Here is a 12,740-nt window from a genome sequence, read left to right as displayed (position 1 = left end):
CCGAATACGTCACCGCCGTGATCGGCGGGCAGCTGTTTGGGCTGCCGATCTCGCGGGTGCAGGACGTGTTCATGCCGGAGCGGCTGACGCGGGTGCCGCTGGCCTCCAGCGAGATCGCCGGCGTGCTCAACCTGCGCGGCCGCATCGTCACCGTGGTCGACATGCGCGCCCGGCTCGGGCTGCCGAAGGCCGACGACGGCCAGTTGCCGATGGCGGTCGGCGTCGACCAGCGCGGCGAATCTTATGGCCTTTTGATCGACCAGATCGGCGAGGTGTTGCGGCTGCCCGACGACGGCCGCGAGGACAACCCGGTCAACCTCGATCCCCGCATGGCCAAGCTCGCCGGCGGCGTCCATCGCCTCGACGGCCAGCTCATGGTCGTCCTCGATATCGATCGCGTGCTCGAACTGGTGCCCAAGATAGCTTCCAAGACACTCGCTGCAGCGTAACGCTCCGCCGCGGAGACGGCGGACTCTACAAGGAGGCCAACCTATGAAGACATGTCTTGTCGTCGACGATTCCGGTGTGGTGCGAAAGATCGCGCGCCGCATCCTCGAGGGAATGGAATTCACTGTCATCGAAGCCGAGGACGGTGCGGTCGCGCTCGAAGCCTGCAAGCAGGCGATGCCGGACGCGGTGCTGCTCGACTGGAACATGCCCGTGATGGACGGTTTCGAATTCCTCGTGCAGCTCCGCCGCATGGCCGGCGGTGACGTGCCGAAGGTGGTGTTCTGCACCACCGAGAACGGCATCGACCACATCTCGCGGGCGCTGCATGCCGGCGCCAACGAGTACATCATGAAGCCGTTCGACAAGGACATCGTGATCGCGAAATTCCAGGAAGTGGGTCTGCTGGCGCTCGATACGCCGGCCGAAGCCTGACACCCAGTTTCACCCTTTGCCTTTGCGAGGCTCCCGTGACGCCCCCCGACTACGAGTATCTGCGTAAGCTCCTGAAGGACCATTCCGGTCTCGACCTGTCCGCGGACAAGCAATATCTGATCGAGAGCCGCCTGCTGCCGCTGGCGCGCAAATGCGGCCTGTCCGGCATCCCCGACCTGGTCGCCAAGATCAGGGCCGGCTCATCGACGCACACCGTCCAGGTGGTCGAGGCCATGACCACCAACGAGACCTTCTTCTTCCGCGACAAGGTGCCGTTCGACCATTTTCGCGACACCATCATGCCCGAGGTCTTGAAGGCGCGCGCCGCGCGCCGCAGCGTCCGGATCTGGTGCGCCGCCGGCTCGACCGGCCAGGAGCCCTATTCGCTGGCGATGTGCCTCAAGGAAATGGGCGCTGCGCTTGCGGGATGGCGGGTCGAGATCATCGCGACCGATCTGTCGCAGGAGGTGCTGGAGAAGTCGAAGGCCGGCATCTACAGCCAGTTCGAGGTGCAGCGCGGGCTGCCGATCCAGATGCTGGTCAAATACTTCAAGCAGTCGGGCGAACTCTGGCAGATCAATCCCGAGTTGCGCGCGATGGTGCAGCATCGTCAGCTCAATCTGCTGCACGATTTCTCGCAGCTCGGCACGTTCGACGTGGTCTTCTGCCGCAACGTGCTGATCTATTTCGATCAGGACACCAAGATCAACATCTTCAACCGGCTCGCGCGGCTGATGGAGGCCGACGGCTTCCTGGTGCTCGGCGCCGCGGAAACGGTGGTCGGCCTGACCGATACGTTCAAGCCGCTTCCCGAGCGTCGCGGCCTGTACCGGCCGAGCGGGGTACGGGCGTCACTTGCGATGCCGAAGGCTGCCATGGCGGTCGGATATTGAGCGATGACGGAGGACGGCAAATCCATTGAGCGTGTCACGTTCAGCCGCGGCGTCGATGTCTGCATCATGGCCATCGACGGCACCTGGCGGCGCGACTGCCAGCTCAATGCCATCTCCGACAATGACGCGGCGCTGACCGTCGAGGGTTCCATTCAGGGGCTCAACCTGAAGGAGTTCTTCCTCCTGCTGTCATCGACCGGGCTCGCCTATCGCCGCTGCGAACTGGTCCGCGTCAACGGCACCGAAATGGACATCAGCTTCCTCAAGGGCAAGCCGAGCAAGCGGCGGTCGGGCTCCGACGAAGAGCGGGCCAGAGCCTGACGTGACGGGGGCCTGACCTCAAGAAGGCTTGACCCGGCCGGGCAAGCGATGCCTGCCGCCAATCCGAACCTGGAACAGATCGTCGCCTCGGGGGTTGGGCCCGTCGTCGGCACAATCTGCATGATGGCGACGAATTTTGGTCGCGGCAGTCTGGCGGTCAGTTCAGCAGACGCGCCGGCGCCTGTGGATCGCGTAGCCGATCGAGGGCCATGCCGAGATTGGCGTCGCAGGCCTTCAGGGCCGTGGAGGCCTCCGCGTAGCGCGGGGTGACATCGTCAAGCACGAAGATGTCGGCGGCTGCGTCCTGCTCGGCCAGAAGTGCCTCGCGCGCAATCGCCGCCTCGATCAGCCGCAGGCTGGCCTGGACATGGCCAATCAGCGCGACCAGGTCCGTCACGATCAGATTGTAGGGATCGCTGCCCTCGTCCAGGCTCGCCGAAACACCGCCCGCCGCTGCATTTTCCATGCATGTTTCTCCACTGCCACCCTTTTAGGGAACGCGGTGCTACTTGTGCGTTAAGCGGACGTCCCGTACAAATACGGGTCCATTGATCGAGATGGTCGAGTTACTTCTTGTGCAGTCTGGGCAGCACGCTTCACCACTGATGGACGATGCATATGGCTGAGAATGGCGCTCCTCGCGGAGAAATCTTTGTAGTCGACGACGACCCCGCCGTTCGCGAGACGCTTTCCGTGGTCCTGTCGACGGCTGGCTACAAGGTGATCTGCTTTGCGGACGGCGCTGCGCTGCTTGCGGTGGCGCGCAGCCGGACGCCGGCCTGCATCCTGCTCGACGTGCATATTCCCGGCAAATCCGGCCTCGATATCCTGAAGGAGTTGCACGGCGAGGATTATCCGGCGCCGATCTTCATGATCTCCGGCCAGGGCGACATCACGATGGCGGTCAGCGCCATCAAGAACGGCGCGCTCGACTTCATCGAGAAGCCGTTCCGCGGCAACGAGATCGTCAGCCGCCTCAATGAGGCGATCGACGCCTATACCAGGCGCCAGGCCGAGACCTCGGCATCGCGCATCGCCGCGCTGCACTTTCCCGGCCGCGAGCCGCTGACCCGCCGCGAACGCGAAGTGCTCGAGCAGTTCACCGCGGGCGCCTCCAACAAGGAGGCCGGGCGTCATCTCGGGATCAGCCCGCGCACGATCGAGGATCACCGCGCCAACATCATGAAGAAGCTCGGTGCGCGCAACGCCGCCGACCTCGTCCGCATCGTGATGACGGCGCAGCAAAAGTAAGCCCAAAGCCGGGTTTGGCCCGATTTTCACATCGTTGAATTTGTGCGGCGCACGTCCAGCGAACGGCACATCTGCGCGGGACGACACGTCCGCAAATCCTGTATATGCGTGGCGCAGGGCATACGCGCCGGGGCGCGCGCGTGCGAGCAATTCGATACACGCAATACGAAAACACATATGGCGCATCCAAGATGACCAAGCAGAACAAGACCCCGGATCAATTGCGCAGCGCGCGCTGGTTTGCGCCCGACGATCTCAGGGCCTTCGGCCATCGCTCGCGTGCGATGCAGATGGGCTACGCGCCGGAGGAATGGCGCGACCGGCCGGTGATCGCGATCATCAACACCTGGTCGGACGCGCAGCCCTGCCACATGCACTTCAAGAGCCGGGTCGACGACGTCAAGCGCGGCGTGCTGATGGCCGGCGGCTTTCCGCTCGAGTTGCCGGCGCTGTCGCTGTCGGAATCGCTCTTGAAGCCGACCACCATGCTCTATCGCAACATGCTGGCGATGGATGCCGAGGAGCTGCTGCGCGGCCATCCGGTCGACGGCGTGGTGCTGATGGGCGGTTGCGACAAGACCACGCCCGGCCTGCTGTTAGGGGCCACCAGCATGAACCTGCCGGCGATCTATCTGCCGGCCGGGCCTATGCTGCGCGGCAACTGGAAGGGCAAGACGCTCGGCTCGGGCTCCGATGCCTGGAAGTACTGGGACGAGCGTCGCGCCGGGAAAATCTCCGACAAGGACTGGGTCGACATGGAGGCCGGCATCGCCCGCAGCTATGGCACCTGCATGACCATGGGCACCGCCTCGACCATGACCGCGATCGCCGAAGCGATCGGCATGACCTTGCCCGGCGCTTCGTCGATCCCCGCGGCCGACGCCAACCACATCCGGATGAGCTCGGAAGCCGGCCGCCGCATCGTCGAGATGGTCTGGGAGGATCTCACTCCACAGAAGATCCAGACGCGAAGCGCGTTCGAGAACGCGATCACGGTCGCGATGGCGATGGGCTGCTCGACCAACGCGATCATCCATCTGATCGCGCAGGCGCGCCGCGCCGGCCAGGACATTTCCCTTGATGATTTCGAGATCGCCAGCCGCAAGGTGCCTGTGATCGCCAATGTACGGCCGAGCGGCGACCTCTATCTGATGGAGGATTTCTACTATGCCGGCGGGCTGCCCGGTCTGATGAGCCGGATCAAGCAGCATCTGCATCTCGATTGCATGACGGTGTCGGGCAAGACGCTCGGCGAGAACATCGCAGGCGCCGAGGTCTACAATGACGACGTCATCCGCACCGTCGACAACCCGATCTACAAGGAGGGCGCGCTCGCGGTGCTGAAGGGCAATCTCGCGCCCGACGGCTGCGTCATCAAGCCGAGCGCCTGCGACCCGCGTTTCCTCAGGCATACCGGACCGGCATTGGTGTTCGACGATTATCCGTCGATGAAGAAGGCGGTCGACGATCCCGATCTCGACGTCACGGCCGATCACGTGCTGATCCTGCGCAATGCCGGCCCGCAGGGCGGCCCGGGCATGCCGGAATGGGGCATGCTGCCGATCCCGACCAAGCTCGTGAAGCAGGGCGTGCGCGACATGGTGCGGCTGTCGGATGCGCGGATGAGCGGCACCAGCTACGGTGCCTGCATCCTGCACGTCTCGCCGGAGTCATATATCGGCGGCCCGTTGGCGCTGGTCAGGAACGGCGACCGCATCACCCTCGACGTCGCCGCGCGCACCATCGATCTCGACGTGCCGGAGGCGGAGCTGGCCAAACGCCGCGCCGAATGGAAGCAGCCCGAAAAACGCTTCGAGCGCGGCTATGGCTGGATGTTCTCCAAGCACATCAAGCAGGCCAATGAAGGCTGCGACTTCGATTTCCTCGAGACCGGCTTCGGCAAGCCGGTCGGAGAGCCGTCGATTTATTAGCCGTCGTTCCGGGGCACGCGAAGCGTGAGCCCGGAACCCGTTTCTCCGCAACGCGTGTGGCCTGATGGATTCCGGGTTCGCGCTGCGCGCGCCCCGGAATGACGAAGAGAGAAAGCAACGCACCGATGCCCAAACTCAGCGACACCACCCGCAACAGGCTGAAATCCGTCTCCACCGCAACGGTCGCGACCGCGCTGTTCAAGCGCGGCTTCCGCATCCAGATGATCCAGGATGTTCACCCCTTGAGCCCGGACCAGCCGGTCATGGTCGGCGAGGCCTTCACATTGCGCTACATGCCGGCGCGCGAGGACCTCAACACCATCGAGGTGTTCCGCGATCGCAGCCATCCGCAGCGCAAGGCGATTGAGGACTGCCCGCCGGGCAGCGTGCTCGTCATGGACAGCCGCAAGGACTCGCGCGCGGCCTCGGCCGGCGCGATCCTGGTGACGCGGCTGATGAAGCGCGGCTGCGCCGGCGTCGTCACCGATGGCGGCTTTCGCGATTCCGCCGAGATCGCGCGGCTCGGCTTCCCGGCGTTTCATCATCGTCCGAGCGCGCCGACCAATCTCACGCTGCATCAGGCGATCGAGATCAACGTGCCGATCGGCTGCGGCGACGCGCCGGTGTTTCCCGGCGACGTGATCCTCGGCGACAGCGACGGCGTCATCGTGATCCCGGCGCATCTCGCCGACGAGATTGCGAACGAGACCTTCGAGATGACCGCGTTCGAGGATTTCGTCACCGAGCAGGTCCAGAACGGCCGCAGCATCTTCGGCCTCTATCCCGCGACCGACGAGCAGACGCTGAAGGATTTTGCAGCCTGGCGGAAGGCGAAGGGGCGGTAGCGTCTCGCCCGCGCGTAGCCCGGATGGAGCGCAGCGTAATCCGGGATTGTCGCAGCCGGCACGAAGGTCCCGGATTTCGCTACGCTACATCCGGGCTACGGCGCCTACTCATGCTACGCCTCCGCCTTCTCCGCCATCCCGACTGCCCACAGCGCGAACGCGTAGACGATCGCGACCTCGTCGAGGCGGTTGAAGCGGCCGGAGGCGCCGCCGTGGCCGGCGCCCATGTTGGTGCGCAGCAGCACCGGGCCGCCCCCACGCATGGTGGCGCGCAGCCGCGCGATCCATTTCGCCGGTTCCCAGTAGGTGACCCGAGGATCGGTCAGCCCGCCCATCGCGAGGATCGCCGGGTAATCCTTTGCAGCGACATTGTCGTAGGGCGAGTAGGACAGGATGGTGCGGAAATCTTTCTCGCTCTCGATCGGGTTGCCCCATTCCGGCCATTCCGGCGGCGTCAGCGGCAGCGTGTCGTCGAGCATGGTGTTGAGCACGTCGACGAACGGCACCTCGGCAACGATGCCGGCAAACAGCTCGCCGACGCGGTTGGCGACTGCGCCCATCAGCATGCCGCCGGCCGAGCCGCCATGGCCGACGATGCGTTTTGCGCCGGTGTACTTCGCATCGATCAGCGCGCGCCCGGCGGCGGCGAAATCGTCGAACGTGTTGGTCTTCTTCTCGCGCTTGCCGTCGAGATACCAGCCCCAGCCCTTGTCGGCGCCGCCACGGATATGGGCGATGGCGTAGACGAAGCCGCGGTCGACCAGCGATAGCCGGTTCGCGGCAAACGACGCCGGCATCGCCATGCCGTAGGAGCCGTAGCCGTAGAGCAAGAGCGGCGCCTTGCCGTCGCGGACGAAATCCCTGCGATGCAGGATCGAGACCGGCACCTGCGCGCCGTCATGCGAGGTCGCCATGATGCGCGTGGTGACGTAATCCGCGGGGTTGTGGCCGGACGGAATCTCCTGCCGCTTGCGCAGGACCCGGGTTCGCGTCGCCATGTCGTAGTCATAGACCTCCGACGGCGTCGTCATCGACGAGTAGGCGAAACGCAGGTTGGTGGTGTCGAATTCGTAGCCGCCCATGGTGTCGAGCGAATAGGCCGCCTCGTCGAACGCGATCGCGTGCTCCTCGCCGCTCTTGAGGTCGCGGATGATGATCGCCGGCAGCGCGTTGGCACGTTCCAGCCGCACCATGTGGCCGGCATAGAGCTCGACGTCGAGCACATAAACACCTTCGCGATAAGGGATCAGGTCGCGCCAGTTGGCGCGCTCGGGCGCGGCGAGCGGCGCGGTGACGACCTTGAAGTCGATGGCGTCGTCGGCATTGGTCAGGATGAACAGCTCGTCGCCGCGATCGGCGATCGAATATTGCACGCCTTCCTCGCGCGCCGCGACCAGCCGCGGCGGCGCGTCGGGATTGGAGAGGTCGATCAATCGCTGTTCGGAAGTCTCGTGGTCGCCGCCGGCGATCACGCAGAAGCGGCCGCTCGCGCTCTCGTGCAGATGGGTGAACCAGCCGGAATCCTGCTCTTCATAGATCAGGCTGTCGTCGGCCTGTTTGGTGCCGAGCCTGTGCCGCCACACCTGCATCGGGCGGTGATTGTCGTCGAGCTTGACGTAGAAGAAGCTTTTGGAATCCGCGGCCCAGACCACGCCGCCGTCGGTCTCCTCGACGAGGTCGTCGAGATCGCCGCCGGTTGCCCAGTCGCGCACGCGAATCGAGAAATACTCGGAGCCTTTGGTGTCGGCACTCCAGGCATGCAGGCGATGATCGTTGGAATGCCGGCTGCCGCCGAACTTGAAATATTTGTGGTCCTTTGCCAGCGCGTCGCCGTCGAGCACGACATGCGCCTCGCCGCCATCGCGCGGCGTACGGCAGTACAATTCATGCTGGCCGCCTTCGCGGAACTTGCGGAAATAGGCGAACGGGCCGTCCGGCGAGGGTACGCTGGAATCATCCTCCTTGATCCGCCCGCGCATCTCCTTGACCAGCCGCTTCTGCAAGCCGTTGGTGTGGCCGAGCAGGCTCTCGGTGTAGCCGTTCTCGGCTTCGAGGTAGCTGCGGATGTCGGGATCGAGGATCGAGGGATCGCGCAGCACCTCCTGCCACCTGGGATCCTTGATCCACGCATAGTCGTCGGTCACCGTGATGCCGTGGGTGGTGAAGGAATGCGGTCGGCGCGGCGCGACAGGGGGCGGAGTGGTGGTGGCGGATTTGGTCACACGATCCTCACGGTGCGGGGTTCCGCTTTATATCGGGATCAATGTGGCGATTGCCAGATGGGATGGGGTGGTTGGAAGCTCGATCTATACCCGTCATTGCGAGGAGCGGAGCGACGAAGCAATCTCTCCCGAGCGGTGAGGTGGATTGCTTCGCTGCGCTCGCAATGACGGTCCGGATAAAGCGCTATCCGTTCCGCAGCTTCGCAGCCGCATTACCGCCGGACATCGGGATCTGGTTCACCGCCAGCACCACGGCGAATGTGATCACCAGCATCGCGATGCCGAGCACCGCGATCGCGGCGAGGTCGCCGCCTTCGTTGAGGTCGTAGATCAGGACCGACAGCACCTTGGTCTGCGAGGTGAACAGCACGATCGCGGCCGACAGTTCCCGCATCACGCCGATGAAGATGAAGCACCAGGTCGCGATCACGCCGGTGCGCAGCAGCGGCGCGGTGATCTGACGCAACGCCTGCAACCGCGTCGCGCCGAGGATGCGGCTGGCTTCCTCGAGTTCGGGATGAATGGTCGCGAACGCCGCCTGCAATTGCTGATAGGCCGACGGCAGATTGATGGTGAGGAACGCCAGCAGCAGGATCCACAGCGTGCCGTACAGCACGAAGGGCGGCCGCGTGTAGCTCAGGAACAGGCCGACGCCGAGCACGATGCCGGGCACCGCGACCGGCGCGGTGGCGAGGAAGCCGAGCATGCGATGGCCGGCGATCACCTTGCGGGTCGTGACATAGGCGATGACCAGCGCCAGAATCGTCCCGATCGTCGCGGTCGCGGTGCCGAGGATCACGGTGTTCTTCAGCGCAAGTTGCGTCGACGACAGCTCGGTGAACACGAAGACGATGTTGTGCAGGGTCGCCGTCGACGGCGTCACCAGCGTGGTGGCGTTGGGCGAGAATGCGGCGTTGAGCAGCGCGAGGTAGGGCAGGAAGACGGGATTGAGCAGCACCAAAAGGCAGAAGCCGAGCGCGGCCCAGCGCCAGCCGCGCAACTCGACCCGGCGCGGCGCGCCATATTTGCCGCCGATCACCGAATAGCCGCGCCGTCCGAGCAGCGCCTTCTGGCCCTGCAGCAGCAGGATGGTCAGCACCAGCAGCGGCACCGCGGCGGCGGCCGCGAGCTCGAGCTTCGGCGGATACTGGAACAGGCTCCAGATCTTGGTGGTCATGGTGTGAAAGCCGGCCGGCAGCGCCAGGATCGCCGGCGAGCCGAACAGCGTCATCGCCTGCAGGAAGGCGATCAGCGCGCCGGCGACCAAGGCGGGCAGCGCCAGCGGGATCGTCACCCGCCGCGCCGTGGTCCAGGCATTGCCGCCGAGGATCGCGGAGGCGTCCTCGAGTTCGCCCGGCATGGTGTCGAGCGCATTGGCCACCAGCACGAACACGAATGGGAACGTGTAGCAGGAGATCACGAAGATGATCCCGGTCATCGAGTAGATGTTGAACAGCGCGTCGGCATCCTCGCCCGCGAACAGCCGGTAGAGCTGGTTGAGCAGCCCGGAATTCGGCGCCGCCAGCAACTCCCAGGCGACCGCGCCGAGGAACGGCGGCGTCACGAACGAGGCCGTCACCAGCGCGCGGATGGTCTGCCGTCCCGGCATGTCGGTGCGCGACACCAGCCAGCTCAGCGGCGCCGCGACGATGCAGCAGATCAGCGCCGACGTCGTCGCGATGATCGCGGTCGTCAGCAGCGGATCGAGGAAATCCGGATTGCTGAACAGCGTGACGAAGTTTGCAAGCGTTGGATGGCGGTTCTTGTCGGTGAAGGCAAACACCGCGAGCCAAGACAGCGGCAGCAGGATGAGAATGATGAGCACCGCCGCGAACAGCCACAGCACCGGGCGCGTCCAGTCGATGCGGGGTTTGAGGGCGGGGGAGGTGGTGGTTGTGAGAGTCATTCGAGATAACCTCCCCTCGTCATTCCGGGGCATCGCGAAGCGATGAGCCCGGAATCCATTGGGCCGCAGGCGCAGGTGGAGAAATGGATTCCGGGCTCGCGCTGCGCGCGCCCCGGAATGACGAGGATGGGTATGGTGCGACCCTCATGCCTCACACCCGAAACAACAAAGCATTGCGTCCCTCGGCCTCTGTTGTTATCGGCTGAGCGCGCGGCAGCGCTCGGGCGGCAGCGTCAGCCAGACCTCGCGGCCCTTCTCGACCGCGATCGCCGTCGGCGTGGTCACCCGCAGCGTGGTGCCGTCAGCGGCTTCCACCATGGTGTCGCGGTTCATGCCGAGATAGACCTGCCGCGTCACGATCGCCTTCAGCGTGTTGTGCGCAGTGGCGGGCGGGCGCGTTGAGAGCTGGATCTCGTGCTGGCGGATCGCGACCGCCGCGCTCTGGCCGGCGGTGAGCCTGGCGCCGACCACCGCGAGAACAGCGCCGGCGAACTCGACATGGGTCGCATCACGCGCGGTGCCCTTGAGCACGTTGGCCGCGCCGATGAAGCGCGCGACGAACTCCGATTCCGGTCGCGCGTAAATGTCCTCAGGGCTGCCGAGCTGGTCGATCTTGCCGGCATTCATCACCGCGATCAGGTCGGCCGTCGTCATCGCCTCGGACTGGTCGTGGGTGACATAGACGGTGGTGTAGCGATATTCGTCGTGCAGGCGGCGGATTTCGAACCGCATCTCCTCGCGCAGATTGGCGTCGAGATTGGACAGCGGCTCGTCGAGCAGCAGCGTCTCGGGGCCGACGATCAGCGCACGCGCCAGCGCGACGCGCTGCTGCTGGCCCCCGGAGAGTTCGCCCGGATAGCGCTGCGCCAGCGGCTCCAGCCTGGTGGTCGCCAGGATCGCGGCGAGCTTTTTCGCGATGGTGTCGCGGTCCATTTTGCGCAGGCGCAGCCCATATACGATGTTCTCGGCCACTGTCATGTGCGGCCACAGCGCGTAGCTCTGGAAGATCATCGACATGTTGCGCTGCTCGGGCGGCAGCGTGCGCGCTTTCGACGACACCACGCGGTCGCCGACGCGAATCTCGCCATCGGATGGTTCGAGGAAGCCTGCGATCAGCCGCAGCGTCGTGGTCTTGCCGCAGCCGGACGGCCCGAGCAGGCAGACCAATTGGCCGTGATCGATCGTGAGCGAGACAGCATCAACCGCGACAAACGAACCAAACCGCTTGACCAGGCCACGCAGTTCCACCGATGCCAAGCGATCCCTCCATCTTGTTCTGTCGCAGGGATCCGTGCCCGGCTGTTGCCGGCAGTAAAGCGGAAAATGATGACGACGAAAAGTGTTCGGGCCTGCTCAATAAGTCGCGGCAGCTCGTCGCCCGTCATCGCGCGTCCGCAGTCCCGTCATCCTTAGGAGCGCGAAGCGCGTCTCGAAGGCCCGGATATCTCGGCGTGCTCCGATTCTCTCGCGGCGCGAGCACGGCCGTAGATCCTTCGAGACGGCGCGCCCCGCGGCCTCCTCAGCGACTGTGTTCTTAGTCAAGCGGGTTGCCATGGTTTTTGATCCCTGAGCATGGCGTTTAGGATGGTGATGAGCTTTCGGGCTACGGCGATGAGGGCGACCATTTTGGGCTTACCGGCGCTCACGAGGTGACGATAGAAGAGCTTGAGCTGCGGATTGCATCGGATGGCCGAAAGCGCGGCCATGTAGAGAGCCGGCCGCAAGGTGGTGCGTCCGCCCCCGATTTTGCTCCTGCCTTTCCATCGACCGGACTGGCGAACGAACGGAGCCAGGCCGGCAAGGCTTGCGATCTGGCGCCGGTTGAGCGCGCCAAGCTCGGGCACCTCGGCAAGGAAAGTGCGCGCCAGCGTGTTGCCGACCCCGGGAAAGGTGGTCAGCAAGTCTTCCTTGTCCCGCCAGGCCGGCGAGCCGCGGACCAGTGTATCGATGTCGTTGTCGATCTCCGGCAGCTCCTTCTCGAGGACCTTGATGTGCCGAGCAAGGCTTTTGCGGACGCGGACGTTCTCGGCCCGCTTCTCGCGCTGGCGTTCGGCAACGATCATCTCGATGATCTGCCGGCGACGAGCAACCAGTTCGGCCAACAAGCGAGCCCGCTCGTCCGGAACAGGACGCAAGGCGGGCTTCACCGCCTCCACGAACCGCGCGATCACCGCGGCGTCGATCGGATCGGACTTGGCGCGTTGGCCAACCGCCTGCGCGAAGTGCCGGATCTGGGCCGGATTGATCACAACCAATGGCAATTGCGCGCCGGCCAGCGCCGCAGCGACCACCGTCTCGAAGCCACCCGTCGCCTCGACCCCAATCAGGCTTGGCGGACAGGCCGCAAACCGCGCAACAAGGTCTTCCAGGCCCTTGCCGTCGCGCGCCACGGCAAATGCCTCTCCGCTTGGACGCATATGCACATCCAACCGGTCCTTCGATACATCGATGCCAACGTAGATCGCGTCCATCTGCACCCATCCTTGCGC

General features: G+C 64.9%; 12 protein-coding genes. 7 read left to right on the top strand and 5 right to left on the bottom strand.

Going from position 1 to position 12,740, the window contains the following annotated elements; translation table 11 throughout:
- The 4 genes from AKN83_RS37585 to AKN83_RS37570 all read left to right on the top strand — a co-directional run.
- The coding region (locus AKN83_RS37585; protein ID WP_063695739.1) for a chemotaxis protein CheW at positions 1-449 on the top strand (449 nt) is incomplete at its 5' end.
- A gap of 43 nt (positions 450-492) precedes the next feature.
- On the top strand, positions 493-882 hold the full coding sequence (locus AKN83_RS37580) for a response regulator (RefSeq protein WP_050404428.1): 390 nt from the start codon (positions 493-495) through the stop codon (positions 880-882).
- A gap of 35 nt (positions 883-917) precedes the next feature.
- On the top strand, positions 918-1,775 hold the full coding sequence (locus AKN83_RS37575) for a CheR family methyltransferase (protein WP_050404429.1): 858 nt from the start codon (positions 918-920) through the stop codon (positions 1,773-1,775).
- 3 nt (positions 1,776-1,778) lie between these two features.
- Positions 1,779-2,096 (top strand): hypothetical protein, encoded by a 318-nt coding sequence (locus AKN83_RS37570; RefSeq protein WP_050404430.1) that lies wholly within the window; start codon positions 1,779-1,781, stop codon positions 2,094-2,096.
- A gap of 157 nt (positions 2,097-2,253) precedes the next feature.
- Here the strand turns inward: AKN83_RS37570 and AKN83_RS37565 are convergent, their stop codons facing one another.
- Complete coding sequence (locus tag AKN83_RS37565) at positions 2,254-2,562, bottom strand: hypothetical protein (RefSeq protein ID WP_050404431.1); 309 nt, start codon at positions 2,560-2,562, stop codon at positions 2,254-2,256.
- 152 nt (positions 2,563-2,714) lie between these two features.
- Here AKN83_RS37565 and AKN83_RS37560 point away from each other — a divergent pair, with 152 nt between their 5' ends.
- From AKN83_RS37560 to AKN83_RS37550, 3 genes are all read left to right on the top strand, one after another.
- The gene (locus AKN83_RS37560; RefSeq protein WP_050404432.1) at positions 2,715-3,347 is read left to right on the top strand and encodes a response regulator transcription factor; all 633 of its coding nucleotides are present in this window, start codon (positions 2,715-2,717) and stop codon (positions 3,345-3,347) included.
- 191 nt (positions 3,348-3,538) lie between these two features.
- Complete coding sequence (gene araD / locus AKN83_RS37555) at positions 3,539-5,278, top strand: L-arabinonate dehydratase (RefSeq protein ID WP_050404433.1); 1,740 nt, start codon at positions 3,539-3,541, stop codon at positions 5,276-5,278.
- 125 nt (positions 5,279-5,403) lie between these two features.
- A complete protein-coding gene (locus AKN83_RS37550) occupies positions 5,404-6,123 on the top strand; it encodes a ribonuclease activity regulator RraA (RefSeq protein WP_050404434.1) in 720 nt (239 codons plus the stop codon).
- Between the two features lie 113 nt (positions 6,124-6,236).
- Here the strand turns inward: AKN83_RS37550 and AKN83_RS37545 are convergent, their stop codons facing one another.
- The 4 genes from AKN83_RS37545 to AKN83_RS37530 form a co-directional block, all read right to left on the bottom strand.
- On the bottom strand, positions 6,237-8,345 hold the full coding sequence (locus AKN83_RS37545) for a S9 family peptidase (RefSeq protein WP_050404435.1): 2,109 nt from the start codon (positions 8,343-8,345) through the stop codon (positions 6,237-6,239).
- Between the two features lie 184 nt (positions 8,346-8,529).
- Entirely contained in the window at positions 8,530-10,251 is a 1,722-nt protein-coding gene (locus tag AKN83_RS37540) for an ABC transporter permease (protein WP_050404436.1), read from the bottom strand.
- A gap of 195 nt (positions 10,252-10,446) precedes the next feature.
- Positions 10,447-11,499 (bottom strand): ABC transporter ATP-binding protein, encoded by a 1,053-nt coding sequence (locus AKN83_RS37535; RefSeq protein ID WP_244522241.1) that lies wholly within the window; start codon positions 11,497-11,499, stop codon positions 10,447-10,449.
- Between the two features lie 290 nt (positions 11,500-11,789).
- Positions 11,790-12,722 (bottom strand): IS110 family RNA-guided transposase, encoded by a 933-nt coding sequence (locus AKN83_RS37530; protein WP_050404437.1) that lies wholly within the window; start codon positions 12,720-12,722, stop codon positions 11,790-11,792.
- Positions 12,723-12,740: the final 18 nt, after the last annotated feature.

The organism is Bradyrhizobium embrapense (assembly GCF_001189235.2).
GTDB lineage: Bacteria > Pseudomonadota > Alphaproteobacteria > Rhizobiales > Xanthobacteraceae > Bradyrhizobium > Bradyrhizobium embrapense.
The sequence above is the reverse complement of the archived record's forward strand: the minus strand, read 5'-3'. Positions and strand labels throughout refer to the sequence as shown.

Bases quoted from the DNA above. Each gene is read 5' to 3' on its own strand.
- AKN83_RS37580 (WP_050404428.1), top strand. From the start codon at position 493: ATGAAGACATGTCTTGTCGTCGACGATTCCGGTGTGGTGCGAAAGATC.
- AKN83_RS37570 (WP_050404430.1), top strand. From the start codon at position 1,779: ATGACGGAGGACGGCAAATCCATTGAGCGTGTCACGTTCAGCCGCGGC.
- AKN83_RS37550 (WP_050404434.1), top strand. From the start codon at position 5,404: ATGCCCAAACTCAGCGACACCACCCGCAACAGGCTGAAATCCGTCTCC.
- AKN83_RS37565 (WP_050404431.1), bottom strand. From the start codon at position 2,562: ATGGAAAATGCAGCGGCGGGCGGTGTTTCGGCGAGCCTGGACGAGGGC.
- araD (WP_050404433.1), top strand. From the start codon at position 3,539: ATGACCAAGCAGAACAAGACCCCGGATCAATTGCGCAGCGCGCGCTGG.
- AKN83_RS37530 (WP_050404437.1), bottom strand. From the start codon at position 12,722: ATGGACGCGATCTACGTTGGCATCGATGTATCGAAGGACCGGTTGGAT.
- AKN83_RS37540 (WP_050404436.1), bottom strand. From the start codon at position 10,251: ATGACTCTCACAACCACCACCTCCCCCGCCCTCAAACCCCGCATCGAC.
- AKN83_RS37560 (WP_050404432.1), top strand. From the start codon at position 2,715: ATGGCTGAGAATGGCGCTCCTCGCGGAGAAATCTTTGTAGTCGACGAC.